This is a genomic window from Brevibacterium otitidis (assembly GCF_042429315.1).
Taxonomy (GTDB): domain Bacteria; phylum Actinomycetota; class Actinomycetes; order Actinomycetales; family Brevibacteriaceae; genus Brevibacterium; species Brevibacterium otitidis.
Map to the genome: position 1 here is coordinate 1 of NZ_JBHMAU010000032.1, position 25853 is coordinate 25853.

Annotated in this window: 26 protein-coding genes, 1 tRNA gene and 1 pseudogene; 10 read left to right on the forward strand and 18 right to left on the reverse strand. The window is 66.9% G+C overall.

Annotated features, from left to right (window positions below):
* The 6 genes and pseudogenes from ACFFN1_RS04140 to ACFFN1_RS04165 form a co-directional block, all read left to right on the forward strand.
* Nucleotides 1–337 (forward strand): annotated as a pseudogene (locus ACFFN1_RS04140) (hypothetical protein); the annotation flags it as partial.
* Between the two features lie 106 nt (nucleotides 338–443).
* A complete protein-coding gene (locus ACFFN1_RS04145; protein ID WP_376838876.1) occupies nucleotides 444–947 on the forward strand; it encodes a hypothetical protein in 504 nt (167 codons plus the stop codon).
* Nucleotides 934–1251 (forward strand): hypothetical protein, encoded by a 318-nt coding sequence (locus ACFFN1_RS04150; RefSeq protein ID WP_376838877.1) that lies wholly within the window; start codon nucleotides 934–936, stop codon nucleotides 1249–1251. The genes ACFFN1_RS04145 and ACFFN1_RS04150 overlap by 14 nt, the downstream gene beginning before the upstream one ends.
* Nucleotides 1252–1331: 80 nt before the next feature.
* The gene (locus tag ACFFN1_RS04155) at nucleotides 1332–1484 is read left to right on the forward strand and encodes a hypothetical protein (protein ID WP_376838879.1); all 153 of its coding nucleotides are present in this window, start codon (nucleotides 1332–1334) and stop codon (nucleotides 1482–1484) included.
* A gap of 3 nt (nucleotides 1485–1487) precedes the next feature.
* Nucleotides 1488–1859, forward strand: coding sequence for a hypothetical protein (locus ACFFN1_RS04160; protein ID WP_376838881.1), 372 nt, complete (start codon nucleotides 1488–1490; stop codon nucleotides 1857–1859).
* Between the two features lie 13 nt (nucleotides 1860–1872).
* The gene (locus ACFFN1_RS04165; RefSeq protein WP_376838882.1) at nucleotides 1873–2070 is read left to right on the forward strand and encodes a hypothetical protein; all 198 of its coding nucleotides are present in this window, start codon (nucleotides 1873–1875) and stop codon (nucleotides 2068–2070) included.
* A gap of 45 nt (nucleotides 2071–2115) precedes the next feature.
* Here the strand turns inward: ACFFN1_RS04165 and ACFFN1_RS04170 are convergent, their stop codons facing one another.
* From ACFFN1_RS04170 to ACFFN1_RS04180, 3 genes are all read right to left on the reverse strand, one after another.
* Nucleotides 2116–2295, reverse strand: a complete 180-nt coding sequence (locus ACFFN1_RS04170; RefSeq protein ID WP_376838884.1) for a hypothetical protein — start codon at nucleotides 2293–2295, stop codon at nucleotides 2116–2118.
* Between the two features lie 134 nt (nucleotides 2296–2429).
* Nucleotides 2430–3353, reverse strand: coding sequence for an ABC transporter ATP-binding protein (locus ACFFN1_RS04175; protein WP_376838886.1), 924 nt, complete (start codon nucleotides 3351–3353; stop codon nucleotides 2430–2432).
* The gene (locus ACFFN1_RS04180; RefSeq protein WP_376838888.1) at nucleotides 3350–4114 is read right to left on the reverse strand and encodes a TetR/AcrR family transcriptional regulator; all 765 of its coding nucleotides are present in this window, start codon (nucleotides 4112–4114) and stop codon (nucleotides 3350–3352) included. The genes ACFFN1_RS04175 and ACFFN1_RS04180 overlap by 4 nt, the downstream gene beginning before the upstream one ends.
* Nucleotides 4115–4277: 163 nt before the next feature.
* Between ACFFN1_RS04180 and ACFFN1_RS04185 the strand changes: the two genes are divergently transcribed.
* Complete coding sequence (locus ACFFN1_RS04185) at nucleotides 4278–4970, forward strand: DUF4126 domain-containing protein (RefSeq protein ID WP_376838890.1); 693 nt, start codon at nucleotides 4278–4280, stop codon at nucleotides 4968–4970.
* 6 nt (nucleotides 4971–4976) lie between these two features.
* Here ACFFN1_RS04185 and ACFFN1_RS04190 read toward each other — a convergent pair whose 3' ends face one another.
* The 3 genes from ACFFN1_RS04190 to ACFFN1_RS04200 form a co-directional block, all read right to left on the reverse strand.
* Nucleotides 4977–6242 (reverse strand): EAL domain-containing protein, encoded by a 1266-nt coding sequence (locus ACFFN1_RS04190; RefSeq protein WP_376838892.1) that lies wholly within the window; start codon nucleotides 6240–6242, stop codon nucleotides 4977–4979.
* A 141-nt stretch (nucleotides 6243–6383) separates the two neighbouring features.
* Complete coding sequence (locus ACFFN1_RS04195; RefSeq protein WP_376838895.1) at nucleotides 6384–9641, reverse strand: beta-phosphoglucomutase family hydrolase; 3258 nt, start codon at nucleotides 9639–9641, stop codon at nucleotides 6384–6386.
* 173 nt (nucleotides 9642–9814) lie between these two features.
* The gene (locus ACFFN1_RS04200; protein ID WP_376838896.1) at nucleotides 9815–11374 is read right to left on the reverse strand and encodes an MFS transporter; all 1560 of its coding nucleotides are present in this window, start codon (nucleotides 11372–11374) and stop codon (nucleotides 9815–9817) included.
* Between the two features lie 87 nt (nucleotides 11375–11461).
* Between ACFFN1_RS04200 and ACFFN1_RS04205 the strand changes: the two genes are divergently transcribed.
* Nucleotides 11462–12562, forward strand: a complete 1101-nt coding sequence (locus ACFFN1_RS04205; protein ID WP_376838898.1) for a glutamate--tRNA ligase family protein — start codon at nucleotides 11462–11464, stop codon at nucleotides 12560–12562.
* Between the two features lie 72 nt (nucleotides 12563–12634).
* Here ACFFN1_RS04205 and ACFFN1_RS04210 read toward each other — a convergent pair whose 3' ends face one another.
* Nucleotides 12635–13810, reverse strand: a complete 1176-nt coding sequence (locus tag ACFFN1_RS04210; RefSeq protein WP_376838900.1) for a glycosyltransferase — start codon at nucleotides 13808–13810, stop codon at nucleotides 12635–12637.
* Between the two features lie 44 nt (nucleotides 13811–13854).
* Complete coding sequence (locus ACFFN1_RS04215; protein WP_376838902.1) at nucleotides 13855–14778, reverse strand: DMT family protein; 924 nt, start codon at nucleotides 14776–14778, stop codon at nucleotides 13855–13857.
* A gap of 209 nt (nucleotides 14779–14987) precedes the next feature.
* Here ACFFN1_RS04215 and ACFFN1_RS04220 point away from each other — a divergent pair.
* Nucleotides 14988–15063: transfer RNA gene (locus ACFFN1_RS04220), tRNA-Asn, on the forward strand.
* 113 nt (nucleotides 15064–15176) lie between these two features.
* On the opposite strand, the gene ACFFN1_RS04225 is transcribed toward ACFFN1_RS04220, so the two are convergent.
* The 5 genes from ACFFN1_RS04225 to ACFFN1_RS04245 form a co-directional block, all read right to left on the reverse strand.
* A complete protein-coding gene (locus ACFFN1_RS04225) occupies nucleotides 15177–15497 on the reverse strand; it encodes a GNAT family N-acetyltransferase (RefSeq protein ID WP_376838905.1) in 321 nt (106 codons plus the stop codon).
* Nucleotides 15498–15535: 38 nt separating this feature from the next.
* The gene (locus tag ACFFN1_RS04230; RefSeq protein ID WP_376838907.1) at nucleotides 15536–17137 is read right to left on the reverse strand and encodes an amidohydrolase; all 1602 of its coding nucleotides are present in this window, start codon (nucleotides 17135–17137) and stop codon (nucleotides 15536–15538) included.
* A 63-nt stretch (nucleotides 17138–17200) separates the two neighbouring features.
* Complete coding sequence (locus ACFFN1_RS04235) at nucleotides 17201–18232, reverse strand: type 2 periplasmic-binding domain-containing protein (protein WP_376838909.1); 1032 nt, start codon at nucleotides 18230–18232, stop codon at nucleotides 17201–17203.
* On the reverse strand, nucleotides 18219–18545 hold the full coding sequence (locus ACFFN1_RS04240) for a YqfO family protein (protein ID WP_376838911.1): 327 nt from the start codon (nucleotides 18543–18545) through the stop codon (nucleotides 18219–18221). The genes ACFFN1_RS04235 and ACFFN1_RS04240 overlap by 14 nt, the downstream gene beginning before the upstream one ends.
* A gap of 138 nt (nucleotides 18546–18683) precedes the next feature.
* Nucleotides 18684–20381, reverse strand: a complete 1698-nt coding sequence (locus ACFFN1_RS04245) for a penicillin-binding transpeptidase domain-containing protein (RefSeq protein ID WP_376838913.1) — start codon at nucleotides 20379–20381, stop codon at nucleotides 18684–18686.
* Nucleotides 20382–20617: 236 nt separating this feature from the next.
* Between ACFFN1_RS04245 and ACFFN1_RS04250 the strand changes: the two genes are divergently transcribed.
* Nucleotides 20618–22267, forward strand: a complete 1650-nt coding sequence (locus tag ACFFN1_RS04250; RefSeq protein WP_376838915.1) for a thiamine pyrophosphate-dependent enzyme — start codon at nucleotides 20618–20620, stop codon at nucleotides 22265–22267.
* An 83-nt stretch (nucleotides 22268–22350) separates the two neighbouring features.
* On the opposite strand, the gene ACFFN1_RS04255 is transcribed toward ACFFN1_RS04250, so the two are convergent.
* The 5 genes from ACFFN1_RS04255 to ACFFN1_RS04275 all read right to left on the reverse strand — a co-directional run bounded on the left by ACFFN1_RS04255 (nucleotide 22351) and on the right by ACFFN1_RS04275 (nucleotide 25721).
* Nucleotides 22351–22728, reverse strand: a complete 378-nt coding sequence (locus ACFFN1_RS04255; protein ID WP_376838917.1) for a hypothetical protein — start codon at nucleotides 22726–22728, stop codon at nucleotides 22351–22353.
* A gap of 128 nt (nucleotides 22729–22856) precedes the next feature.
* Entirely contained in the window at nucleotides 22857–23564 is a 708-nt protein-coding gene (locus tag ACFFN1_RS04260; protein WP_376838919.1) for an ABC transporter ATP-binding protein, read from the reverse strand.
* Nucleotides 23561–24346 (reverse strand): ABC transporter permease, encoded by a 786-nt coding sequence (locus ACFFN1_RS04265; protein WP_376838921.1) that lies wholly within the window; start codon nucleotides 24344–24346, stop codon nucleotides 23561–23563. The genes ACFFN1_RS04260 and ACFFN1_RS04265 overlap by 4 nt, the downstream gene beginning before the upstream one ends.
* Nucleotides 24343–25131 carry a molybdate ABC transporter substrate-binding protein gene (gene modA / locus ACFFN1_RS04270; protein ID WP_376838924.1) on the reverse strand — a complete coding sequence of 263 codons (789 nt, stop codon included), beginning with the start codon at nucleotides 25129–25131 and terminating at the stop codon, nucleotides 24343–24345. Before modA ends, ACFFN1_RS04265 begins: the two co-directional genes overlap by 4 nt.
* 191 nt (nucleotides 25132–25322) lie before the next feature.
* Nucleotides 25323–25721: a TOBE domain-containing protein gene (locus ACFFN1_RS04275; RefSeq protein WP_376838927.1), complete on the reverse strand. Its 399-nt coding sequence runs from the start codon at nucleotides 25719–25721 to the stop codon at nucleotides 25323–25325.
* Between the last annotated feature and the right edge of the window lie 132 nt (nucleotides 25722–25853).

Below are 25853 nucleotides of genomic sequence, written 5' to 3' on the forward strand. Positions count from 1 at the left end.
GTTGTGCGGTTCGCTCTTGGGTAACTACATGGGTGTCTGGAATGGGGTTATGAGCCCGTCTGTCCGTCGTGTTCCTGGAAGACCGGGAGTCACGCTTGTGCAGATCGTGGACAAGTCTGGCGGGCAGTACAAGATCGTTAAGCATATTGGTTCGGCTCGAACCGAAGCGGAACTGGCTGTGATGATGGAAGAAGCGCGTGAGTTCCTCAATCCCGGCCAAGGTGTTTCGGACTTCGGTGCTGTCGACTCCGCAGCGGTCGGCCATACCGTCGCTGCCGCCGACCCAGTCAGCGAAGACGTCGCTCACATCCGCGTCGCAATCACACCGCCAGGGTAACTACAGTTGTGGAAGTCAGGTCAGACAATTCTTCGATTTCGTTGAGGACGGTGGGCTGGGAGACAGGCCGCGCCCGGGCCGGGATTCGAAGGGACGCTACCAGAACATGGTCAACGGCGACCCGGTCGGCTTCACCCGCGATGACATCTACGTGCACCTGCGCAACAACGGCGTGTGGGAAGAACACATTTCGTCGTTCAATCCGACGCGTCAACGCGGCGGTCACTTGTTCTCCCACGCGGGGGATTATCGGAAAGCTGCTCAATCAGGTGTGAGAATGCGGCCGAAGACGCTCTTTCCGGAAGGCTATGACGCCAAGCAGTTCAGCGAGCATGTGCGAAAGACGCTCGGTGATCCGACGATGATCGAACCGGGTCGGTATCGAGGGACTTACCAGATGCGTCGCGAGTTCGACGGCATGACGATCGTCGTACAGATCGCTCCGACGGGGAAGAAGGACCGGACGCGTAAACCCTTCAAGGTCACTTCCGCATACCCGGTTGCCGGTGACGGCTGGCGTGTGAACCGGGATGGGTCTCTGCGCCGGTTGCCGGAGACAGTGGAGCGTCGCAGTCGTAAAGCGGTAGAATTGAAGCATGCTGACGATTGACGATATGGAAGAGGTCTACGTGGGGTTGGCCCGCATCTACGATGATGCGATAGGCACCTCGCGCGCTACAGAGCTGTTCTATTTCGCTCAGGAACCAGACTTTGAGTTCTCTGCGCCGTTCGAGTGGCTGGTGGATGAGGGTATCCGGGTGGAGGACCTGGCCCTGTATGAGCGGGCGGTTGATGTTGCCCGGCAGCTCATCGCTGAGACGACCGCTGAAGGTGACGACTACATTCCGTGGTGGGTCGAACAGCATCTGCAGCCGTTCATCGAGATGCACGAACGGACCCCCGCCGCGACCTGACCCGCGCAGCACTCTAGTTTTCATGAACCCTCGCCGACATGGCGGGGGTTTTTGTATGCCCCGACATGGGAAGGAACACGATGTCCGATTCGACGAGTGAACCGGCTGACACCGGCCGCGCCGACACCACGAGCGAGGAGACCGCGCAGGCTGAGCAGAAGCAGGGTGCTGACAAGGACTCTGCGAAGCCTGCCGAGCAGCCAGACCTTGCTTCGGAGGTGGAGAAGTGGTAGGCCATGGCCCGCAAGCACGAGGCACAGTCGAAGGCTAATGCCGACAAGGCCAAGCAGTTCGACAAGTGGCAGGAATCGCAGAAGACCGAACAGCAGAAGGCCGACGACGCGCTCGCCGCCCTGCAGAAGGAACGGGACTCAGCGATCACCCAAGCCGCCCTCGCCAAGGCCGCACTCGATCATGGCCTGTCCGCTGATGACTTTGAGCTCATCGGCGGCGGTAGCCCTGACGAGATCAACGCGAAGGCAGAGAAGCTCGCCGCCCGGCTGAAAGCCAGCCGTGTCCCATCGACCTCTCCCGACCCGCGCCTGGGCCGTGAGAGCAAGCCCACCGGTTCCGGAGACTGGCTCCGGGACCAACTGCAGCGAAAGTAAATGAGGAGCCAACATGGCATACGACAACATCATCGGCACCGCGGCTGTCACCGACGCCATGGTGCCCGAGCAGACCACCAAGGAAATCATCCAGGAGGCACCGGGCAAGTCCGTCATCCTCGAACGCGGCCGCAAGGTGCCGCTGTCGAAGAAGAAGGCCAAGCAGCCCGTCCTCGGCCGGTCTCCTCTTCGGTCCGGGTGTGGCGGATGATGAGGAGGACGGACATGATGCCGACCAAGACACCGGTGAAGCCGATCATCTGGTGGGAGAGGATCGAACCGAGTGTGTAATCGCGCAGGTATCAGTGAAGGCCAGTCCGGCGGGGGTGCCCATGGTCTGGGCGACGACCTGGCGGTCGGCCTGCGTCTCATACAGGGCCGGAAATGCCATCCCGACGCCCAGCGTGCCGCCGACGATGCCGATGATCCAGCACATATTGCGCACGAGATCGCGTCTGAGAGCAGTCCGGAGCAGTGCACCGGTGCCCACGAGTGAGTGGCTCGGCCCATGGACCGCGGTCGGCGGCTGAAGCGGTGTCAGCACGTGACCGGGAGCGGTGGCCGGCGTCATCAGTGCGCCGCCTTGTACGCCCGGCCGGAACCGGCATCCGGAGCATCGCCGTAGTGGCGCAGCATGAGCTCTTCGAGAGTCGGCGGGTGGCAGGTGAGCGTGTCGAAGCCGTGCGCACCCAGATGCTGCAGCACGCCGTTGAGGTGTTCGCCGTCAACGGTGAGCGACACCTCGGTGCCGTCCTGCCGCAGGTCGTGGACGCCCGGCAGATCTGCGATGCCGGCCGCCGGGGTGCGGGTGTGCGCTTCGATGTGGGTGCGGCTCAGGTGCCGCATCTGCACGAGGCTGCCGGTTTCAACGACGATACCCTGCCGGATGATCGAGATCTCATCGGCGAGCTTCTCGACCTGGGCGAGGATGTGGCTCGACAGCAGAAAGGTGCGCCCCTCACTGCGCAGCTCGCCGACGACAGCGTCGAACGTCGCCTCCATGAGCGGATCGAGGCCTGAGGTCGGCTCATCGAGCAGCACCAGCTCGGCATCCGAGGCCAGTGCTGCGATGATGGCGACCTTCTGCCGGTTGCCCTTCGAGTACGTACGGCACTTCTTGCGCGGATCGAGGTCGAAGGCCTCGATGAGCTCGCTGCGACGTTTGGCAGAGCCGGAGCCGTGCAGGCGGCCGAGGACGTCGAGCGCCTCTCCCCCGCTGAGGTTCGGCCACAGGGCCACGTCGCCGGGCACGTAGGCCATGCGCCGGTGCAGCGCGACGGCGTCGTGCCACGGATCTCCGCCGAGCACCTCGGCGGTGCCGCCGTCTGCGCGCAGCATGCCGAGCAGCACGCGGATCGTCGTGGACTTACCAGCACCGTTGGGGCCGAGGAAGCCGTGCACCTGGCCGGGTTCGACGGTGAGGTCGAGTCCGTCGAGGGCAGTGAATGATCCGAAGCGCTTGGTCAGCCCGCGGGTCTGGATTGCCGGTATCATGTCTGGTCCTTCCGTGGGTCCGCGCCCGAGGCGCCGGTTCCGTCTGTCGTGTGATCCGCCGGCTTCTCACCGGCGGTGTGGGGCGGGTCTTCGCCCATGAGGTCGGTGGCGCTGATGAGCATGACGGGCTCGGTGAGGATCTCACCGGCCAGCTGCGCCCATTCGAAGGCCGAGTCCGTAGCGTCGTCGAGCAGGTCGATGTCGAGGCGGCGTTTGACGTGACGGTGCATGACCATGGCACCGAGCTGCCACATGGTGAGCACCGTGATGTACTGCGGCAGCTTGGGCGTATCGCGCAGCACGCCGCTGTCGACCCCGAGGCGCATGTACTCGAGTGCGTCATCGACCATCCGGTCGACGAGCTCGTCGACGTGCGCGCCGCCGGTCGACAGCGTCTGCACGAGATAGGACAGCAGCGGCGAGCCCGTGAAGTGCTCGCGGATCGCCTGCAGGGCATCCTGTCCCGGCTGGCTGAGCCCGCGCTCCTTCTGCTCTCTGATCTGTGCAGCGAGGTACTCATCGCAGGCGGCGCGAAGCCCGTCCTTCGTGCCGAAGTGGTGGGTGATGAGCGGTGTTGTGACACCGGCATCCGCGGCGATGTCTTTGAGGCGCGCCTTGTCGATTCCCTCCGCAGCGAAGCGGCGGATCGCCGCCTGGCGGATCCGTGCCCGCGCGGTCAGATCCTCAGACCCGATTCCTGCTGGGGCATGCGTGCGAGTTGCCGAGTCCGGTGACTGAGCTGATCTGTCGTCGTATCGCACTGTGACTCCCCTCCTGGCTTTACTGGCTAAAGTTCACTGTTACTGATAAAAGTATGGGGTGCGGATGTCGGTGTCAAACACTGCGGTGCTCACGTCAGTGGCCTAAAACACCTAGACCGGTAGAATCTGCTCATCAGTGCCCGCCTCACTCGAAGGTCGGTCGATGGAAGGGCTTGCCACCACGGCACTTGTCGCTATCGGTACCGGCTCAGCAGCTGGACTGCGGCCGTATCTCACTGTGTTCTTCCTCGGCATGGCCAAGCTGCTCATCCCGGCAGACGCTCCCGGTGCCATCAGCACGGTGGTGGCGCAGATTCCGGACATCCTCGCCGACCCCTGGGTGCTCGGCATCGCCGGCGTCATGGCAGTCGGCGAGTTCCTCGTCGACAAGTTCCAGTTCTTCGACCAGATCTGGGATGTCATCCACAGCGTGCTGCGTCCGGTCTTCGGTGTCCTCATCGGCCTGCAGCTCGGTGAGGACTACGGCACGACCGCGATGGTGACCGGCGCGGTGTTCGGCGGCGCGACGGCAACCGGCGTGAGTCTGGGCAAGACGACCCTGCGCGGACTGGTGAATCTGCTGCCGGAGCCGGTGACGAACTTCCTCACGAGTCTGGGCGAGGACCTGGCCACCGTCGTCGTGCTCATCGGGGTGCTCGTGCTGCCGCCGCTGGCTGCGCTGGCCGGTCTGAGTCTGCTGGTGTTCGGCCTGTGGCTGTTTCTGCGGCTGCGGCGCGTCTATGCTGCTGCCAAAGCGCGCATATCGGGCAGGCGCTCTGCCGACGAGTTCAACTCGATGCGCGACATCTTCGCTGCCGGCACGGCGCCCGGAGCGCCGGATCCCCGGATGCGGTGATCGCGCTCAGCGTTCGCTGTTGACACGGGTCAGCACCGCACGGGCGGCGTCGACGCAGGCGTAGCGGTCGGTGGTGATGTAGACGTCGAACTCGACGCGCCCCTCAGGTCCCGGATCGTTCTTCCGGGAAGCGGCAACCATGCCCGACCAGTCCGGTCCGACGACGATGAGGCCGTATTCGTTGCGCAGCGGATCCGACTGGTCGATCCGTCCGCTGCGCACGCCCGGCACCGGTGCGGTGTCGAAGCCGCCGGAGAGCATCGCGGAGAACCCGCACGCCCGCTGGATCGCAGCGAACCGCTCAGCAGTGTCCTCCCACACCTCTTCCTGTTCGCCGTAGATGCCGATGATGACGATCGAACGGGATCCGCTGAGCGCGCGGCGCTGCAGGGATGCCAGTTCAGCGCCGACGAGCGATTCGTCCATGACGAGCGGATCGCATTTGAGGCTCTGGCAGATGGAGTAGGGCGTGCCCTGGACCAGCCGATTGCGGGTGAAGTGCTCGGCGAGCGGATCGTCGTAGAGCTTCTCGATCGGGGCCGGTTCGCGGGTGGGCTCGCCGATGAGCGGACCGGTGACATAGCGGGCGCCGATCGCGCGCACCCGGCGCATATCCGCCTCGGTCGTCACGCCTTCGGCGATGACGACGGCGTCGGTGCGTTCGACGTGGGCGCGCAGCAGCCGGATGAGCTCGGCGAGCTCGGCTTCATCCTCCATATGCAGGACGTCCGGATGCAGGCTGACGACCGAGGGATTCACCAGGGGTAGGAACGCTGCCGTGCGCAGGTCCGGGCCGATCGAGCTCATGCCGATCCCCCAGCCGAGCTGGCGAGCCTGCCGCACCGAGCGCAGCACTGTCGCCGGTGAGGCGGCGATCCGTGCCGGGTCGAGCTGCAGGACGACTGAGCGCGGCGGCTCATCGGTGCGGTCTTCGAGGGTGACGAGGGATTCGGGTTCAGCGCCCATGAACAGGCGGGTGGCCGAGCCCAGGCCGGCCGCTTCGGCATCGCGGATGCCGATGAGCCGCAGGGAGGAGTCGAAGTCTCCGAGCATTCCGGTCGCGCGCACCTCGGCACGCAGCCGCTCGAAGTCCGCTGCCCGCTGCTCATGCGTCTCTGCGTCGCCGTCGGCGCGGGCCGGGATCACGGTGTAGCCGACGGTCTCATGGCTGGAGACATCGGCGACCGGAGCGAAATAGCTGTTGATGAGGCCGTGGCGGATGAGTCCTTCGATCTCGCTCGACGCCGAGGTATCGGCAGGAGTCGACAGCACGAGAGATCCTTACGTTGCGGGCGGGATGCGGTGGAGCGAGTCCAGTGTCTCACAGAGCGCAGACGGACCCGAGGCCGAAAGACGGTTTATGACAAGACTGATACACGGCAGCTGTGAATCGATACCCAGCCGCCGCGGGCCTCAGGACTGCTCGTCTTCGCCGACGATCTCGATCGCACCGGTGAGCGCGACGCCATCGTGATGGGAGTCGGGCAGCGTGAAGTGCAGGGTCTCGCCGCCGTCGAGCAGCCGCTCATCGTCCCAGACCCGCACCTTGACCGTTGAGGTCTCATGGGACCGGCTGGTGAGCACGAGTTCGGTCTGCGAGCAGCGCACCTCGATGACGTGGCCCTGGAACATCACCCGGAAGCGCACACCGGGGAGCTTCTCCGGCAGCCGCGGCCGGAACTCGATGCGGTCGTAGCGGATGAGCACACCGGCGAAGGCCCGGACGACGACGTCGACGGTGCCGGCCATCGCGCCGAGGTGGATGCCCTCCCGGGTGGTGCCCCACTGGGTGTCGTGCAGGTCGATGACCAGCGATTCCTGCCAGACATCCCACGCCTCGGGCCGGCCGATCGAGGCGAGCACGGCGGCATTGGCGACATTGGACAGGCTGGAGCCGTCCGTCGAGCGGGCGGTGTAGTAGTCGACGGTCTGCTCGACCTGCTGCATCGTGTACCGGTATCCCATCCGCCCGAGTTCGCGGATGAGGCCGTTGGCGCCGAGCAGGTAGATGAGCATCGTGACATCGGCCTGCTTCGACAGCTTGTAGTTGTTCGTCGAGTCGTCTTCGGCCTCCATGATGAGGTCCATCCGCCCGATGTTGCCGTACTTCTTGCGGTAGGCGGCCCAGTCGAGCTCCTGCAGATCGTCGTAGCCGTCGAACTGGCTGATGAGGCCGTCGGCGTTGAACGGCACCGCCAGGCGGGCGGCGAGCCGACCCCACAGGGTGATCTCGGCCGGCTGGATGTTGAGCCGGAAGATGAGGTCCTCGGCAGCGTAGGAGGGCAGCAGCCGGAAGATCTCGACGGCGTGCCGGCACACCCAGGCGGTCATGATGTTGGTGTAGGCGTTGTCGCGCAGCCCCGATCCCGGCATTCCCGGATAGCCGTCGTGGTACTCATCAGGGCCCATGACGTCGTTGATGTGGAAGCGGTCGGTCTCGGCGTCGTATGTGGCCAGGGAGGCGAACAGGCGGGTGATCTCGATGACGAGCTCGCCGCCCTGCTCGGCCAGCCAGCCGATGTCCGAGGTCGCCCGATAGTGCTGCCAGGCGTTGTAGGCGATCGCCAGGCCCACGTGCTTCTGCCGCCACGAATTGTCCGGCATCCAGCGTCCGGCGCGGTGGTTGAACAGCTCGACCGGGGTCTCCTCGCGGCCATCGGAGCCGGACTGCCACGGGAACAGCGCGCCTTCCAACCCGGCTTCGCGTGCCAGGTGGCGGGCGGCGTTGAGCCGGCGCCAGCGGTAGAGCAGCATCGACTTGGAGATCTCCGGCAGCCGGAGGTTGATGAGCGGGAGCACATACAGCTCATCCCAGAAGATGTGGCCGCGGTAGCCTTCGCCGTGCAGACCGCGGGCCGGCGTGCCGGTGTCGGCGAACACCGTATGCGGCGAGAGCGTCTGCAGCAGGTGGAAGGTGTGCAGGTGCAGCAGCAGCTGGGTGTTGGAGTCGGCTTCGACCTCGACGTCGAAGCGCTCCCACAGCCGCTGCAGTGCCGCCGTATGCCCGGGCAGCAGGTTCTCGTAGCCGATCGCCGGCAGCCAGTTGAGCTCATCGACGGCACCCTCGCGCACGGAGGTGAGCGCATTGTCGCGGGAGTTGACCAGAGCTGTCGTCGTGTCGATGCCGACGGTCTCCCCCACCTCGGCGGTCAGCGTGGTGTCCTGGAACAGGCCGGCCGGGTACTCGACCGGCCGCACCACCACCGTCTCATCCGCCCTCGACTTCCGCACCGTCTGCCCGCCGATGTGGATCTGGGTGCGCTGCGCGATCGCGATGCGCAGCTTGCTCTGGCTCGTCTCGACCTCAGCGAGCAGCGTACCGTCGGCAGCGTACTCCTGGTGGGTCGTCATGAGGTGCTTCTTCGACAGGGCGTCGTATTCGCGGACATTGTCGTTGATGACGTTCATGTCGATGCCGGTGCGCACGACGATCGGAGCGGCGGTGTTGACCGCGGTGATCTCCGTCAGCATCGCCGCAACATGCTTGCGGTCCATCGACACGAGCCGCTGCTGGCGGACCGCCAGCTCCCGCTCCTGCGCATCGATAAGCGTCAGTTCGCGGGTGAGCACGCCGTTGGCGAATGACAGGGTGTGCTGATCGGACTTGATCTGCAGGCCGCCGGCGGACAACCAGTCGCCATCGGCAAAGCGGATATCGCAGACGTTCCAGTTGGGCAGGTTGACAAGCGATTCGTGTTCGAGGTCCCGGCCGTTGACGTGGCTCCACAGCCGGTTGAAGATCCCAGCCATGTACGAACCGGGGTAATGGGAGTGCCCGGCCCGCGCCTCGGGAGCGGCTCCGCGCAGCGAGACATAGCCGTTCGCGAGCGTCGTCAGCGTCTCCCTGCGGCCCTCATGCTCCGGTTCGAAGCCGGAGAAGCTCAGCTCCCACGGATCCATCGGCACGGTGCCGAGGTCGAGCTCATTGGCGTCGGTGACGACCACATCGGCGCCGGCGGCTTCGAGGTCTGTGCGGTTGCGGTCACGGGCGATGCCGACGACGAGGCCGAACTCGCCGGTGCGGGCGGCCTGCACGCCGGACACGGCGTCTTCGAGGACGGCGCACTGGCGCGGTTCGCAGCCGAGCTCCTGGGCTGCGGCGATGAAGGTGTCGGGGGCGGGTTTGCCGGGCAGACCGCGGTCGCGGGCGACCTGACCGTCGATGACGACATCGAACAGTTCGGCGATGCCGGCCGTCTCCAGCAGCTGTGGGGCGTTGCGGCTGGCGGTCACGAGCCCGATCGGGGTGCCGCCGCGGCGCAGCCGCTCGATGAGCCGGACGGTGCCGGAGAACACCTCGATGCCCTCGCGGTCGAGCAGGGCGGAGAAGTAGTCGTTCTTCCGGCGCGCGAGCCCGTGGATGGTGTGCGCCGAGGTGGGATCGTCGTCATCGCCTTCGGGCAGGAAGATGTTGCGGGCGTTGAGGACGGTGCGCACACCGTCCTCGCGCGGCCGGCCGTCGACGTAGCGCCGATAGTCCTCAACCTGGTCGAAGGGGGTGGTGTCGATGTGGTGACTGAGCGGCAGGTCGCCGCTGTTCACCTCGGGACTGGCGAGGACGTCGTCGAAGAGTCGCTTCCAGGCGACTGCGTGGAGGGAGGCAGTGTCGGTGACCACCCCGTCCATGTCGAAGATGACTGCCGACCACGGGGTTGTGACGATCGAGTTCATGGTCTCCTGCTCGCTGGAGTGCGGGGACACGGCCTGCATCGGCTGCAGACACCGGCATGCGTCCAGCCTAGCGAGAACTCGTGCAGCTGGCACGCGCGCTGAAGTGAACGTCTGGTAGCTGAGATCCGGCCAGCGTCTGAGCGCGCTGCCGGGTGGGTGCCGCGCCCGAGGCGTCAGCTGGGATCGGCTGCGGCGCTCGCCCGGCCTTGGATCCAGTCGATGATGCCGACAACCGCCGAGGCGGTGACGACGAAGGCGATGACGGCGAAGGAGGCGGAGAAGGCCGTCGTCCAGCCGGCTGCGGCCTGCACGGCGAAGAACACCGATGTCACGACGGCCAGGCCCATGGCGGTGCCGATCCGCTGCCCGGTCTGCAGGACACCGCCGGCAGCTCCGGCGTAGTTGAGCGGCACATCGGTGAGCGACAGGGTCTGGTTGGGGCTGATGACCAGGCCCTGGGCGAGGCCGATGAAGCTCACAGCGGTGACGACGAGTGCGAAGGGCCAGCCGGCGGAGTCGTGCATGATGACCGCCCCGATGCCGGCGAGCAGGCCGAAAATCGCCATCGCCATGCCGAAGAGCACGAGTGGCCGGCCGATGCGCACAATGTAGCGGCCGGCGACCGAAGAGGAGATCGCAGAGAGGATCGCAGCCGGCAGGCCGATGAGTCCGGCCTGCAGGGCAGTGAAGCCGAGTCCGTTCTGGGCGTAGACGGCCAGCACCACCCACACGCTCGTGGTGCCGAAGAAGTACATCGAGATGAGCAGCGAGCCGTTGGCGAAGCTGCGGGTGCGGAAGAGGTCCATATCGACCATCGGGCTGCGGCCGCGGCGCTTGTAGCCGGCCTCCCACAGCACCCAGCCGATGATGAGGACGATGCCGAGCAGGCCGAGGGCGCCGGTGCCGAGTGTCGCCCTGCCGAGCAGCAGCGGCACGAGGATGCACAGGGTGCCCAGGCCCAGCAGCGCCACGCCGATGAGGTCGAGGTCGATGCCGGCGCGCCGCGGGGCTGTACCCGCTGAGGCAGTCGCGGATGCGTTTCCTGCGGTCGCGGCGTCGTCTGCTGTCGGCGGCGGGCTCGGGGCGGCCGGGACGACCGGCGGCTCCCATGCTGAGCGCGGGAAGCTCGTGACGGCCAGGACCACGGCGAGGATCGCGATCGGCACATTGATGAGGAAGGACATCCGCCAGCCCAGATCATCGCCGAAGACGCGGATGAGCACACCGCCGAGCGTCGGGCCGAGGGCCACGGACACACCGACAACGGAGCCCATGAGTCCGAAGGCGCGACCGCGGGAGGCGCCGGAGAAGTACTGCTGGATGAGCCCGATGACCTGCGGGTTGAGCAGGCCGGAGCCGACGCCCATGAGCAGCCGGGCGGTGTTGAGCACGAAGGGGTTCGGCGCGATGCCGGAGAGCAGCGAGGACAGGCCGAACACCGCCAGACCGGCGATGAACAGCTTGCCGCGGCCGAACAGGTCGCCGGCGCGCCCGGCCGGCACGAGGAACACGCCGAAGGTCAGGGCGTAGCCGGTGAGCGCCCACTGCAGTGCGGTGTTCGAGGCCTCCAGTGAGGTGCCGATCGCCGGCAGCACGACGTTGACGATCGAGACTGAGAGCAGCGACATGAACAGCGGCACCAGCGCGATGAGGAGGATGCGACGCTGTTCGTCGCCCATCTGCGGATTCCTCTCGGAGCCGCCCGTTCCTTCAGCGTGCCGTTTGTCTGCCATTTCACTATTCCTACACCTCTCCTTCCGGCGCGGCAATACGGTCGGGATTCTGCGGGCGCAGCTGTGACGAGGACTACGATGGAGCGCATGGACAGCTCCCCTGCAGCACCTGCCGCTGTGTCTGGACAGCCGGGCGACGTGCCCGGACAGCCCAGCGCCACGCCTGAGCTGCGCGGTGCAGAGCCTGAGCTGGGCGGCGCCGGCCGCTATGCGCCGAGTCCGAGCGGCCGACTGCACATCGGCAACCTGCGCACCGGGATCATCGCCTGGCTGTGCGCGCATTCGAGCGGGCGGGCGCTGCGCTGGCGGATCGAAGACCTCGACCGGGTGCAGCCCGGAGCCGCTGAGCAGCAGCTGGCCGACTGCGCTGCTGTGGGCCTCATCCCCGATGGCCCCCTCGTCGTGCAGTCCGCACGCACCGCGCTCTACACCAACGTCATCGAGGCGCTCGCCACAGCGGGCCTCGTCTACGAATGCTATTGCTCACGCAAGGACATCCAGGCCGCGCCTTCTGCCCCGCACACCCCCCCGGGCGCCTATCCGGGCACCTGCCGCAGCCTGCCGGCCGGCACGCGCGAGGCTGAGCGGCAGCGGCTCGCAGCTGCGGGACGACAGCCGGCGATCCGTCTGAATGCGCAGGCAGCCGCGGGTCTCCTCCAGGTGCCGTTGGCACCGGCCGGGCCCGAGGTGGTGGCCGAGGATGTGCTGCTCGGCGCCGTGCGCGGGTTCATCGATGATTTCGTGCTGCGCCGCGGCGATAGCGTCCACTCCTATCATCTGGCCGTCGTCGTCGATGATCTGGCGATGGGCATCGACCAGGTGGTCCGGGCTGATGATCTGGCCTCCTCGACACCGCGGCAGCTCTTCTTCGCGCGACTGCTCCAGCAGATCTGCCCGGAGCTCGTGAGCGCCGGCGACCACAGTATCGCAGCCGATGCGATCGAGTGGATCCATGCGCCGCTCGTGCTGGGTCCGGGTGGTCAGCGGCTGGCCAAGCGCGATGGGGCGGTCACCCCGGCGGAGCTGGAGGGCTCCGGCTTCGACTTCTTCGCCTGGCTCGGCACCTCGCTGGGCTTCGGGCCGTGGGCTGATCTGCAGGAGGCCGAGCGCAGCTTCGACCTTAAGGCGATGAACCGGCAGCCGAGCACCTTCGACCCTGCCGACTGGGTAACACCGGCCGACAGCTGACGCCGGGCTGGCCTCGGAGCCCGGGCTGGGCTCCGTGCCCGGACTGACCTCTGAGCCCAGGCCGACGCGGGCTCAGGCCTGGGTGCGTTCGGCGATGACGCGGCGGTAGATCGCTTCGAAGGTATCGAGAGTGTGACGCACATCGTGGCGCGCCACGAGGGACCGGGAGGCTTCCCCCAGCTGCTGGCGCTCAGCCTCATCCATCTGCAGCAGCCGGGTGAAGACTGCGGTGAGCTCGTCGACATTGCGCGGTTCGAACAGGTATCCGTTCTCGCCGTGCCGGCACAGGTGCGGCAGGGCGACCGCATCGGCGAGCACCACGGGCTTGCCGGAGGCCATCGCCTCCAGGGTGGCGATGCTCTGCAGTTCGGCAGTGCTCGGCATGCAGAAGAACGTCGCCTCCTGATAGGCGCGCACGAGCTCTTCATCGCTGACCTTGCCGCGCAGTCGGACGCGGTCGGCGACCCCGAGCCGCGCTGCCTGGGTGCGCAGCGCCTCGGCCTCGGAGCCGGCGCCGATGATATCGGCGTGCAGATTGAGATCCGGGTCGGTCTGCGCGAGGGCGGCGATGATATCGCCGATGTTCTTCTCCAGCGACAGCCGGCCGACGAACAGCACCCGCTGGACATCCGGTGCGACGTCATCGGCGGCGAAGAAATGGGAGAGGTCGATGCCGCAGGACACCGCCTCGATCGGGCTGGTGAAGCCGTTCTCCGTCAGCAGGTCGGCTGAGAGCTGGGTCGGCACGGTGAGATAGTCGGCCTTCTCGAAGGAGCGGCGCAGATCCCACCAGGCTGCCGCGCTGCCGTAGCGCAGCAGCCGCTCGGGGGCGTCGACATAGGGGCGGACGTTGTCGGGCATGAAGTGGTTCGTCGCGACGACGGGGATCCCGCGTCTGCGGGATTCGCTCAGTGCGTAGCGGCCGACGACGAAGTGCGCCTGGGTGTGCACGACATCAGGTGCGATGTCGTCGAGCAGCCGGGACACCTCGGGCTTGGTCTCCCAGGGCATGCAGATCGTCCAGGTGGGGTGCGGGAACCAGCGATGCGACCGCACCCGGTGGACGAGGACGCCGTCCTCCCAGCGCGTCGATGGGGTGCCGGTGGCCGACGGGCAGATGACATGGACCTCATGGCCGCGGGAGGCCAGGCCGGTGGCCAGGGTCTGTGCGAAGGTGGCCGCGCCGTTGACCTCCGGAGAGTAGGTCTCGGTGGGGATGCAGATCCGCAGCGGGGCAGTGTCATCCACAGCAGTGCTCTGCTCGGTCTGGGTCAACGATGGTCCTCTTGGTATCAGTCGGCTGGTCGATGGCGCGGGTGCGAGTGCGGTGCGCCGTACTTGGCGGTCATGCGTTGGCGCTCCTTGGCTACTACGTCTGGATGATACCGGGACAGTGCGATGACTGCGCAGCAGGCGATGACGCCGGTGACGGCCATGAGCACAAGCTGCAGCACGGAGGCGCCCATCGCCTCACCGAGCACGATCGAGCCGAGCAGCACCGCGAAGATCGGGTCGATGACGGTCAGACCTGCGATGACCATCTCCGGTGGGCCGGCGGCGTAGGCGGCTTGGACGAACCAGCTGCCGATCGCGCCGGCCAGCACGAGGCTGAGCACGTTAAACCACGTGACGCCGCTCAGGCCGGTGTCGAAGAACTGGTTCGTCAGGATGTGCACGTTCGTGGCGACGGTGGCGAACAGCAGCCCCGAGGCGGTGATGAGCAGCAGCTGGGGCGGGTGTCGGCGGATGAGGATGATGAGGCCGAAGACAACGGTCAGCGCGACAGCGATCCAGGCGACGCGGTGGGCGCTGGCGCCGTAGTGGACTTCGTAGCGGCCGATGACCGCGGCGATCGCGACGAATGCCGCCACCGACAGACCGCAGGTGCCGACGGCGATCACGATCGTGCGGCTGAGAGCCAGCCCGCGATGGGTGACGGCGAGAATGACGGCAGTGATGAGCGCGACGGCGCCGATCGGCTGGACCACCATGACCGGGGCGATGGTGAGGCCGATGATATTGGCAGCATTGCCGAGGATGAGAATGAGGAGGCCGAGCATCCAGCGGCGGTTGCGGAGGATGCGGATGAACTCGCTCAGCTGGAAACGGGTCGAATCCTCCTCGCGGTCGTTGACGCCAGTGTGCTGCAGCAGCGCGGCATAGGCCAGCGCGATGGCTGCGAAGAACGCAAGGAGGATCGCCACAAGTGTCGTCACCCGGCTAAGTGTAGCCCGCGGCTCACCGGCCCCTCTCACACCTGGCTAGGTGGTGATTCTCACGCCGGACACATACTCCGCGCGGCCCTGCTGCCAGCGGGCATCCACGCTTATCGCGGCGGTGAGACACCTCACCAGCACAGTGATTTGAGATGTCGCCGATCCCGATGCTAAAGTGGTTTCTCGCGTGATCATCACGGTCACGCTTTTCCTCCGTAGCTCAGTTGGCAGAGCATTCGACTGTTAATCGAAGGGTCGCTGGTTCGAGCCCAGCCGGGGGAGCCACCACCCCGCTCCGTGCGAGCGGGGTTTTCTCATTCCCGGCCCGGCGGCCAGGCGCGGCCCCACACTGCCGGTGAATGCGGGGTAAGGGGTGAATGCTCGGAAGCGGCCGCGGCTCACTGTTCGGCGACGAGTGAGCCGAACTGTGGGAAGCGCTCAAGGTAGCGCTGGACATAGGAGCAGACGGGGATGATCTTCTCCTCGCGCTCCTCAAGCTGCTGCAGCACCTTGGTCACGAGCGTGCGTGCGTAGCCCTGCCGGCCGAAGGCCTCGTCGATGATCGTGTGCTGGAGTTCGTAGACCCCGGGTTCGCGCGTCGTGTAGCCGAGGAACCCGACGAAGGTGCGACTGGGTCCCGAGAGCCACAGCTCGAATCGGTCGCGGGAGAGATTGTCGACGACTTCGACGGGCTTGGTGACGAGTACCGGGTCTTCCATCGGGGTGCCTCCTGAACTGAGCCTGAACTGAGAAGGTCTCAGCGCTGAGCGCTGAGCTGGCGTGCGGTGCCTGCGACATAGACGGCCTGCGGCCTGAGCTCCAGCCACTCCTCCGGGCTGCAGGCGAAGGGGTCGCGGTCGTAGACCTGCAGATCGGCGTGGGCGCCGGGTGCCAGAGTGCCGAGCGCAGCCTCCTCGAACGAGGTGTAGGCCGCGTCCGAGGTGTAGGCGCGGATCGCCTCGGGCAGGGTGATGTTCTGTTCGCTGTCGAGGACCTGGCCGGTCTTCGTCGTCCGCGTCACCGCACCGAAGATGCCCTCCCAAGGGTTGCCGTTGGTCACCGGCACATCGGAGTTGCCCGGGGCGATGATCCCGCGGTCGATGAAGGAGCGGTGCGGGTAGACCCGCGGCATCCGCTCGCGGCCGAGGACCTTGAGGTAGGAGTCGCCGAGGTGGTAGATGAAGCCGACCGAGGAGGCGGCGATGATGTTCCAGTCGGCGAGGAAGTCAAGGTCCTCATCCGTCGGCAGTGTGCAGTGCTCAATGCGGGTCCGCCGACTGCGGATCGCCTCATCGTCGCCGATGTTCTGCAGTGCCCGGCGGGCCTGAGCGATCGCAGCGTCGCCGATGCTGTGGATCGCCAGCCGCAGGCCGCCGGCGGTGGCTGCCCGCAGGTGTTCGGTCAGGGTCTCGTCATCAATGTAGAGGATGCCGGTCTCGTCACTGTTCTCATAGGGGCAGCACAGGGCTGCGGTCTTACCGCCCACTCCCCCATCGAGGACGAACTTCGCACCCTGGATGCGCATCCAGTCATCGCCGAGGCCGCTCGTGACGCCGGCTTCGAGCGCGCCGTCGAGGATGCCGTCGTAGCCCATCTGAGTGAGCGCCCACAGCCATGGGCGCAGGCGGACGCCGAGTCTGCCCTCGGCAGCCAGTTCGGTGTACAGGCGCAGGTCAGCGCGGCTGGTCGACATATCGTGCACGGTGGTGATGCCCCAGTCGAGGAACTGCTGCTCGGCGCGGGCGAAGCCGCCAGCCAGCTCCGCCGGCTCGTAGTCGGGCACGGCGATGAGGTCCATCGCCTTCTCCTGGCACAGACCGGTCAGCTGCCCGGAGCTGTCCTTGACGAGGCGCCCGCCGGTGGGGTCCGGGGTGTTCTCGTCGACGCCGCTGAGTTCGAGAGCCTTGGAGTTGACGAGCAGCATGTGCCGGCAGGTGCGCGTGAGCACCACAGGATGGTCCGGTGCCACGGCGTCGAGGTCTGCGCGGGTGGGCACGCGGTCCTCAGCCAGATAGGTCTCGTCCCAGCCGGCTCCGCGGATCCAGCCGCCAGCCTCGGTCTCGCGTGCAGCGGCAGCGATCGCCTCCTGGATCTCGGCGATGCTCGTGACGACTGCTGGACGCACATCGACCTGCAGCAGCGTGCGCCCGTACATGCTCGGGTGGCCGTGGCTTTCGATGAAGCCGGGCATGACGAAGCCGCCGTCGATGTCGATGCTCTCTGCTGATGCCTCACCGGCAGCATGTGCGGCGTCCTCGCCGGTGGCGGCGATGCGGCCCTTGCTGATGTTCAGCGATGTCGGCTCAGTGAAATGGTCCTCGGCGAACAGGCGCGCATTGCGCAGCGTGATCTGGCTCATGATCCAACCCTAATGCAGGCACCTGCCACAGCTCATCCCCGCACCGTCCCCAGCACCGGCACCTCAGTCTGCAGGCGGTGGGCTCAGCTCGATCTCTCTGCCGAAGGCCGATTCGACTGCAATATCCCATTCGCCGTCCTCAGCGGCTGCTGCGATGCCGCCGGCGATCGCCTCGGCCAGCGCGGGGTCCTCCTCGCGCATGCGGATCCAGTAGCCGGCCGGATCGAACCGATCGGCGGTGACGGTGAGCGCCTGCTGGTCCTGCGCTGCCAGCGCATGCAGGTCGAGATCAGCGCCGATGACCGCGTCGACCTCCCCGGCTGCCAGTGCTGTCACGCACTCGGCCAGGGCATCGCGTTCGACGACCTCCGCATCGGTCTGCTCTTCCAGCACCGTCCGGCCAGGTGAGTCCGGGACGGCGCAGACGGTTTCATCGCTGAGTTCGGCGACGGTGTCGAGGCTATGGGAGGCTGCGCTCAGCAGCGCCTGGCCGCCGAGGTGGTAGGGCCCGGCCAGATCGGCCGGGGTCTCCTGTGGTTCGTCCGCATCGGTGTCGTCGCTGTCGGGCTCGGCAGCCGGTCCGATATCGGGGATCGGCTGGTCGGGGGTGTCGATGAGCAGATCGGCAGCAGGTTCATCCCCATCGAGGACTGCTGCGGGATCGTCACCGGCGTCGACCCAGGTGATCTGGTGTGCAGCGAAACCGAGGCGGCCGGCGACGAGGCTGCCGATCTCGACAGCGAAACCGGTCGGCACGCTCTGGTTCGTCTCCAGGTAGCCGATTCCCGCATGGTCAAAGGGAACAGCGATGCGCAGCATCGACTGCTCATCGGCAGCCGACCAGATCGGGCTCTCGGCGACGGACGCCTCGGCGTCGACGGTATAGTCGCTGGCCGGCTCGGGCTCTCCCGAGGTGTCCTCACCGAGGCCGCAGCCGCTCAGCACGAGTGCGGCGGTGCCGAGCAGTGCGATGAGGCCAGTGCGCGTGCTTGCCTGCATCCGGCGGCCGCCGGGGCTGCGGCGACCCGTCGGCAGCGCAGGATTCTGCGGCTCGGAAGTCAGCAGCACAGGAATCGACGGCTCAGAAGTCGGCACGGGTCATCACCGGCAGCACATGGTAGGCCGGCTCCTCATAGGGATGTGCGGCGATCATCGCATCAAGTGCGGCAGCGACGCGCTCGCGTGGGCAGATGACTTCGATGCGCTCTTCGGGGACCTCTTCGGCACGATCGACGGCGCCGATGGTCGGGTTCGCGCCTGCTCGCGGCGTGAAGCGTCCGATGCCGCGACTGGAGAACGAGCATCCGGTGTAGTCACCGATGGCGCCTGCGCCCGCCTGTGCCAGCGCAGCGCGGACAGCATCGGCGGTTTCGATGGGCGTGTAGACGACGATGACGCAGTTCGACATGGTCTCAGCCTACTGTGCGGTCTGCCGGTGCAGCGCCTCTCAACACGCGCCCTGCCGATCACAGCGACAGGGGTGCTCGCGGCCGGAGTGCCGTTGAGCGGAGTGCCGTTGCGCGGGAAGCAATCGTAGGTGTGCGGCTCAGCTGGCGTCGAACAGCAGGCGCAGCACTGCCTCAGCATCGGCATGCGCGGCATCGCTGTCCGAGCTCTCCGCGTTCGAGGTGTCGGCGCCTGAGGCTCCGGCCTTGGGAGCTTCAACGACCGCCGCGGCGATGAGCCCGTCATGTGCAGTGATGGACCATATCGGCGCTGTCGCGGCGGCACCGCTGCCGGCTGAGGTACTCGGGGTGCTGTCGATGTCGATGAAGAACGGGTCCAGCAGGGCGCTGAGCTCCTGCTGTTCGTCCCCGCTCAATGCCGCATCATCTGCTGGCGGGTCGAAATCCTCACCGGCGACCGAGGTCACGAGGCGGACCGGCGGGCGCTCACCGGTGAGCGCGCGGGCGGCGGAGACTGCAACGCTCAGCGGGCTGCCGGTGGGCTGTCCCTCGGCAGAGGCGGACGCCGGCATGCCGAGGTCGATGCGCTCCAGGCCGAGGGCGGCGAGCACCTCGGCGTCGGAACCGCGGGAGTCCTGCAGCGCCGTGGCGAGAGCATGGGCTGGCGAGTCCGGGTAGTGTCCGCTGAGCGCACGGTCGAAGCCGCCATCTCCGCCGGCGTTGGCGACAGCGCGCACCTGACCTGATTTCGCGTCGATGACGACGATGCCGGTGGCCGCACCGGTCGCCTGTGCAGCGGCGTCGGCGCTGCGCTGGAGTTCGCGGTCGATCGTCGTCTTCACCGGCGGTGCCGGCACCGCATCGACGGTGAGGACCGTCTCCTCATCGATCTGCAGGTTGACGCCGGTGCGGCCGGAAAGCTCAGCCTGGTAGAGCTTCTGCAGACCCGACTGGCCGACGAGGTCGCCCTCGCGCAGCAGCGGATCCTCATCGAGGTCCTCAGCGGTGGCCTCATCGACGCGGCCGAGCAGCAGCGGCGCCAAGCCCTGGTGGACGGGGATCGACATGTCGAGGGTGCGGAACACGGTGCCGGGGATCGGACGCAGATCCTCGGCGAGCCGCCGGTAGTCATCGGCCCGGATCGTGATGACGGGAACGAAGGCGTGCGCGCCGGCCTTCTCGATCCGGCCGGTGAGCGCCTCTGCGTCGATCTCAGCGAGCTCGGACAGGGCTGCGGCGGTATCGGCGGCGGTGGTGCGCGGGTCATCGGTGCGGGCAGGTTCGATGCCGATGCTGACGACCGGTTCGACGCTGGTGAGCACCTCATCGCCGGCACCGAGGATCTTCGCCCGCTCCGGGGCTTCGACTGTCACCTCGACAGCGGCATCGGTGTGCAGCTGCGGGTGCACGACGGCTGGCTGGTACTCGGCCTTCCACGACAGGTCCGCCTTGACGACGTCCAGCTGCGAGGTGTAGCTCCAGTCCGGCACCTGGGTGCGGGAGCGAGGATTCGTCTGCCATGCCCACGACAGGGTCGCCCGCTTCCTGGCGGCGTCGATGTCCTCGAGGTCGATGACGGTGACGGACACCGGGGCCTGCAGCCCGGCCGGACGCAGCTGGGCCTGCAGCTCGGCATGGGACCGGGCTGCCGCCTCGGGCGCGGTCCACGGTCCGGCCTCTACCGCGTCATCGACGAAGGACTGCGCCGCCCGCTTGGCGGCATCGAGCGGTGAGGAGCCCAGCTGCGGATTCATCACCGCGATGATGACGAGCACGGCCGCAACGGCAGCGGCGAGCAGACCCGTGAGCACCCAGGCGGTGCGTCTGCGAGTGGCCATGGCTGCTCCCCCGCTTTCACTGCCCTGTCTCCGGTTCACTGCCCTGTCTCCGGCCCCCGAGCGGCGGCCCCGTCCCAGCATAGCCCGACTGGCGCCTCGGGAGGGGTCGGGCACCTCGGCGTGATGTCCAGCACCCCGGTCACCAGACTGTGAGAAGCCAGGCGCCGACAGATGCCGGTTGCTACAGTCTCTGCCTAACCAGATAGATTCCGCATCACCCACAGGATGTGAGCCGCATGTCAGCAGCATCGTCAGCGACCGGAACCTCCGCCGGTCATGTGATCGTCAAATCGCTTGCCGCCCATGGAGTCAAGCGTGTCCATGTTGTTCCCGGCGAGAGCTTCCTCGATGTGCTCGACGGTCTGCACGATTCGGCGATCGAGACCATCGTCTGCCGCCATGAGGGCGGTGCTGCGTATATGGCCGAAGCCGACGGCAAGCTCGGCGAGCTGCCCGGCATCGCGATGGTCACCCGTGGGCCGGGTGCGGCGAATGCGCATGTCGGCCTGCACACCGCCTGGCAGGACTCGACGGCGATGGTGCTGTTCGTCGGTCTCATCCCCTTCGAGCATCGTGAGAAGGAGGCCTTCCAGGAGTTCGATGCGAAGGCCTGGTTCGACACCGGTGCGAAGCGGGTCATGATCCTCGACCACCCGGAGCGCGCCTCCGAGGTCGTCGCCGAGGCGATGTTCGCAGCCGTGTCCGGGCGCCCTGGTCCGGTGGTCGTGGGCCTGCCCGAGGACATCATCACGCAGCCGAACAACGGCATCCTGCACCCGCAGATCCCGGTCGCCCAGGGCGGTATGACAGTCACCGACTGGAAGGCGCTGAAGTCTGCGCTGCTGGAGTCGGAGCGGCCGCTGTTCGTCTACGGCGGCAATGACTGGACCCATGAGGGCGCCGAGGTGTTCACCCGCTGGCTGGAGGCACACAATCTGCCGGCCGCAGCCGAATGGCGCTGTGAGGGCACGGTGCCCTTCGGCTCGCCGAGCTACGTGGGACCGCTGGGATACGGCCGCCCGCAGCACACCCACGAGGTGCTCGACAACTCCGATCTGCTCGTGTTCGTCGGCACTGTGCCCGGCGATGTCATCACCGATGGCTTCACCGCCCGGCAGAACTGGGGACGCAAGAACTTCATCGTCACCATCGACCCCTCGCTGCGCGGCCGCTCCGGCCCGGTGACGCATCAGATCGTCGCCAAGCCCGATGTGTTCGTCCGCGACCTTGTCCGCATGGATCTGCCGGTGCGCGATGAGTGGCGGACGTGGACGAATGAGCTGCGCGCCACGCAGGTGGAGTTCTCCACGCTGCCGCCGGCCGAGCCTGGTGACGGGCAGGCGAAGATGGCGACGCTGATGGCCAATCTCGTCCCTCGGCTCGACGAGGATGCGATGGTGACCTTCGGTGCCGGTGAGCACACGAACTGGGCGCACCGCTACTTCCCCACCAATGGCTACGCCTCGATGATCTCTGCACGCAACGGCTCGATGGGCTATTCGGTGCCCTCGGCGGTGGCGGCCAGCCTCATGCATCCCGAGCGCCAGATCATCTCGATCGCCGGTGATGGTGAGTTCCTCATGAATGCGCAGGAGCTGGCCACCGCCAAGCAGTACGGTGCGACGCCGCTCGTCATCGTGATGGACAACCAGGAGTACGGCACGATCCGGACCCACCAGGAGCGGGCATACCCGAAGCGGATCTCCGGCACGCAACTGGAGAACCCGGACTTCGCGATGTACGCGCAGGCCTTCGGGGGTGTCGGAATCCGCGTCGAGCAAGACAAGGACATCCCGGCCGCTCTCGACACCGCCTTCGCGGCCGTCGCCGACGGGCAGTTCGCGCTCATCCACCTCATCGTCGAACAGCGCATCAAGGCCTACTGAGGCTCAGCTGAAGAAGCGGGCAGCAAATCCGGGCACCGGGTTCGCCGCCCGCTTCGCATGTGCAGGACGCTGTCGCTGAGCTCTCACTCTTTCGGACGCAGCGACTCCCCTCGCTGCCGGAGCAGCCACTCGATCTCCTGCAGTGCAGTCATGTGTCTAGGCTCGCGCTCGTTAGGTTTGCCGAAGAGAATCGCGGAGACAGCAAGACCCACAACGGCAAAGAGTCCGCAGATGACGGCGAGCGGGTTGGCGCCCAACGACCTGTATGAGACGAATGCCAGGCCCAGCATCAGCGCAGCAAGCAGAGTCGCTATGAGAAGACCGAAGACGCGGCGTCGACGCTCGTCGGCACGACGATCCCTCCGAAATCGCCACTCACTGCGCAATTCATCGGTGCCCAGTTCCGGAAGCGGCCGCGCGGACGTGCTGCGCCGGCCTGGGAGACTGAAGTCTCCACCCATCTGCCATTCATCTCCGAGATCCCGAACCATCTGAGACCACGACTGCCTTCCTGTGCACGGAACGTGCTGCATATCGTATCGAAGCGCTGCATCCGTGCACCGCCGTTCGGCGAACGGCACTCACCTCATCAGCTGAAGAAGCGGGTGGCGAACCCGGGCACCGAGTCAGCGGCCACGTCTGCTGCGGTGCCGGTCTGGACGACAGCTCCGTTATCGAGGACGATGACCCGGTCGGCCAGTGCCTCGACATCGGCACGATCATGACTGATGAGCAGCGCGGTGGCATCACCGAGCAGCTCGGCCAGCAGCGCGCGGATGTGCGGGACGCTGTCGCGGTCGAGGGCTGACATCGGCTCATCGAGCAGCAGCAGATCCGGGTCAGCGATCGCAGCCCGGGCGATCGCCGCCCGCTGCGCCTGACCGCCGGAGAGCTGGTGGGGCCGCCTGTCGTCCATCCCGGCCAGATCGACGCGCTCGAGCATCTCGACCGCCCGGGCGTGGGCGTCCCGCCGGGCCACTCCGCGGCAGCGCAGCGCGAAGGCGACGTTGTCGGCAACCGTCATGGTGGGAAACAGCAGCGGCGCCTGTGCCAGCTGCACGATCCCGCGCTTATGGGAGGGCACCCGCACCTTCCGGCCGGTGGTGCGCACGATCGGGCGATCCCCCAGGGTGATCTCCGCCTCAGGCGGGGTCAGCAGCCCGGAGAGCACATCGAAGGTCGTTGACTTCCCGGCCCCATTGGGCCCGATGAGGGCGGTCGTCGAACCGGCCGGGACTGCGATGTCGATGTCGAGTCCGCGGGCCGGCAGGGTGATCGCGGCATGCAGTTCGCTCATCCGCGGGCCTGCTTCGGGGTGCGGTAGGTGGCTACGACGATGGTGAAGGCGATGACCATGAGCACGACCGACAGCGCGATCGCCTGGGCCGGGTCGGTTTCGCGGGCCAGGTAGATCTCCAGCGGCATCGTGCGGGTGCGGCCCCGCAGGGAGCCGGCGAAGGTGAGGGTGGCGCCGAACTCGCCCAGTGCCCGGGCGAAGCACAGCACCGTGCCCGAGGCGAGGGCTGGGGCGAGCACCGGAATCGTCACCGTCAGCAGGGTGCGGGTGGGGCTGGCGCCCAGACCTGCGGCGATGCGCTCATAGCGCGGGTCGGTGCTGCGCAGCGCGCCTTCGAGCGTCATGACCATGAAGGGCAGCGACACGAAGGTCTGCGCCAGGACGACCGCGATGGCGGTGAAGGCGATCGAGATGCCGCCTGCTTCGAGGTAGCTGCCGATGAGGCCCATGCGCCCAAAGGTGTACAGCAGTGCGATGCCGCCGACGACCGGCGGCAGCACCAAGGGCAGCAGGCCCAGCGAGCGCAGCACTCGCCGGCCGGGGAACCGGGCGCGGGCGAGAACGAAGGCCAGCGGCACTCCGCCGAGCAGGCACAGTCCGGTAGCTGCCAGCGAGGTCTGCAGCGACAGTCGCAGAGCGGTCAGCGCCGAGTCCGAGCTGATGAGGTCCCATAGGGAGGCGTAGGGCACCTGGGTCAGCAGCCCGATGATGGGCACGATGACGATGGCCGCCCCGCAGGCTGCGGGCAGCCAGAGCCAGCGCGGCAGACCAGCGTGACTCACGGTGAGCCGAAGCCGGCGTCAGCCAGCGCTTCCCGGCCGGTGTCGGAGAGCACGTAGTCGACCCACTGCTGGGCGGCCTCGACGTTCTCCGAGGACTTCAGCACGCCGATCGGGTAGTTGTTGATGACATCGGCGGCTTCGGGGAAGTCCACGGCGGTGACGTCATCTCCGGCACCGGTGGCGTCGGTGACGTACACGAGTCCGGCGTCAGCCTGGCCGGAGGTGACCTTGCCGAGCACATCGGTCACTGCGTTCTCCTCGCTCACAGGTGAGAGTTCGACACCGGCGAGCTCGGCGACCTCCTGGGTGGCGGCACCGCAGGGCACCTCGGGTGCGCAGATGACCAGTGAGATGTCATCGGCGCTCAGGCTGTGCAGGTCTTTGACGCCCTTGGGGTTGTCTGGGGCGGTGACGATGGTGAGGGTGTTGGTGGCGAACATCTGCGGCTGGCCCTCCATCAGGTCCTCGTCGGTCATCTTGTCCATGTTCTTTTCATTGGCTGAGGCGAACACGTCGGCAGGAGCCCCGGCCTGCATCTGGGCGACGAGGTCGGAGGAGCCGCCGAAGGAGAAGTCGACGGAGGTGCCGGTCTCCTCCTCGAAGGACTCGCCGAGATCGGCGAAGACCTGGTTGAGAGAGGCGGCAGCGAAGACGGTGATGGAGCCGCCGCCGGACTCGGCGCCGTTGTCTGACCCGGCGCTGTTGCCGGACCCGCCGGAGCAGGCGGTGAGCGTGAGGGCGGCGGCCGCCGTGAGCGCACCGGTGGTGATGAGCTTCGATTTCATGAGTGTGGCTCCCTTGCTGCGTGTCCATGCTGGCAGCAGTCCCCGCCAGCTTGAGCACACCGTAGCACTGCATGTGCGTTCGATGCGCGGGATTCCACACGATGATTACGAGGCTCTTTCCACCTCGACCCGCAGATGCGGATCTATAGAGGTCTGGGCGGGCGCGCCTGCACACACGCGCCGCACCCGAGTCAGCGCTTCGGCATCTCCAACAGCACCTGGGTGGCCTTGACGACGACGGTTGTGACGTCGCCGACGGTGAGCTCAAGCTCCTCGGCAGCCTCAGCCGACATGAGAGAGACGACCCGGTAGGGACCGCACTGAACATCGACCTGGGCCATGACGCCGTCCTTCTTCACGGCGGTGACGAGACCAACGAACCGGTTGCGGGCCGAGGACTGCACAGCGGCCGGATCCTTCGGCAGGGCCGCGGTCGCGCGGGCCAGCTCGGCGAGCTCAGCTCCATCGACGACGGCGCGCCCGCTGCTGTCGAGGCGATGGGAGAGCTTTCCGGCGTGGATCCACCGGCGAAGGGTGTCATCACTGACCCCCATGAACAAAGCAGCATCGGAGATCCGCAGATCAGCCATGGCTCCACCTTTCCATTGATCGGGATGACTGGTTCAGGCTTCAATCATTCTGCCACGCCAGCACGTCACATTCAGACCTGAATATATAGCGGATTGCAAACGCTGCACACATGAGCCGACGTGCGGACCGCT

What these genes read in the sequence shown, in the direction of transcription:
- ACFFN1_RS04145 (WP_376838876.1), top strand. Translation starts at nt 444, where the DNA reads ATGGTCAACGGCGACCCGGTCGGCTTCACCCGCGATGACATCTACGTG.
- ACFFN1_RS04150 (WP_376838877.1), top strand. Translation starts at nt 934, where the DNA reads ATGCTGACGATTGACGATATGGAAGAGGTCTACGTGGGGTTGGCCCGC.
- ACFFN1_RS04155 (WP_376838879.1), top strand. Translation starts at nt 1,332, where the DNA reads ATGTCCGATTCGACGAGTGAACCGGCTGACACCGGCCGCGCCGACACC.
- ACFFN1_RS04160 (WP_376838881.1), top strand. Translation starts at nt 1,488, where the DNA reads ATGGCCCGCAAGCACGAGGCACAGTCGAAGGCTAATGCCGACAAGGCC.
- ACFFN1_RS04165 (WP_376838882.1), top strand. Translation starts at nt 1,873, where the DNA reads ATGGCATACGACAACATCATCGGCACCGCGGCTGTCACCGACGCCATG.
- ACFFN1_RS04170 (WP_376838884.1), bottom strand. Translation starts at nt 2,295, where the DNA reads ATGTGCTGGATCATCGGCATCGTCGGCGGCACGCTGGGCGTCGGGATG.
- ACFFN1_RS04175 (WP_376838886.1), bottom strand. Translation starts at nt 3,353, where the DNA reads ATGATACCGGCAATCCAGACCCGCGGGCTGACCAAGCGCTTCGGATCA.
- ACFFN1_RS04185 (WP_376838890.1), top strand. Translation starts at nt 4,278, where the DNA reads ATGGAAGGGCTTGCCACCACGGCACTTGTCGCTATCGGTACCGGCTCA.
- ACFFN1_RS04195 (WP_376838895.1), bottom strand. Translation starts at nt 9,641, where the DNA reads ATGAACTCGATCGTCACAACCCCGTGGTCGGCAGTCATCTTCGACATG.
- ACFFN1_RS04200 (WP_376838896.1), bottom strand. Translation starts at nt 11,374, where the DNA reads ATGGCAGACAAACGGCACGCTGAAGGAACGGGCGGCTCCGAGAGGAAT.
- ACFFN1_RS04205 (WP_376838898.1), top strand. Translation starts at nt 11,462, where the DNA reads ATGGACAGCTCCCCTGCAGCACCTGCCGCTGTGTCTGGACAGCCGGGC.
- ACFFN1_RS04225 (WP_376838905.1), bottom strand. Translation starts at nt 15,497, where the DNA reads ATGGAAGACCCGGTACTCGTCACCAAGCCCGTCGAAGTCGTCGACAAT.
- ACFFN1_RS04230 (WP_376838907.1), bottom strand. Translation starts at nt 17,137, where the DNA reads ATGAGCCAGATCACGCTGCGCAATGCGCGCCTGTTCGCCGAGGACCAT.
- ACFFN1_RS04240 (WP_376838911.1), bottom strand. Translation starts at nt 18,545, where the DNA reads ATGTCGAACTGCGTCATCGTCGTCTACACGCCCATCGAAACCGCCGAT.
- ACFFN1_RS04245 (WP_376838913.1), bottom strand. Translation starts at nt 20,381, where the DNA reads ATGGCCACTCGCAGACGCACCGCCTGGGTGCTCACGGGTCTGCTCGCC.
- ACFFN1_RS04250 (WP_376838915.1), top strand. Translation starts at nt 20,618, where the DNA reads ATGTCAGCAGCATCGTCAGCGACCGGAACCTCCGCCGGTCATGTGATC.
- ACFFN1_RS04255 (WP_376838917.1), bottom strand. Translation starts at nt 22,728, where the DNA reads ATGGGTGGAGACTTCAGTCTCCCAGGCCGGCGCAGCACGTCCGCGCGG.
- ACFFN1_RS04260 (WP_376838919.1), bottom strand. Translation starts at nt 23,564, where the DNA reads ATGAGCGAACTGCATGCCGCGATCACCCTGCCGGCCCGCGGACTCGAC.
- modA (WP_376838924.1), bottom strand. Translation starts at nt 25,131, where the DNA reads ATGAAATCGAAGCTCATCACCACCGGTGCGCTCACGGCGGCCGCCGCC.
- ACFFN1_RS04275 (WP_376838927.1), bottom strand. Translation starts at nt 25,721, where the DNA reads ATGGCTGATCTGCGGATCTCCGATGCTGCTTTGTTCATGGGGGTCAGT.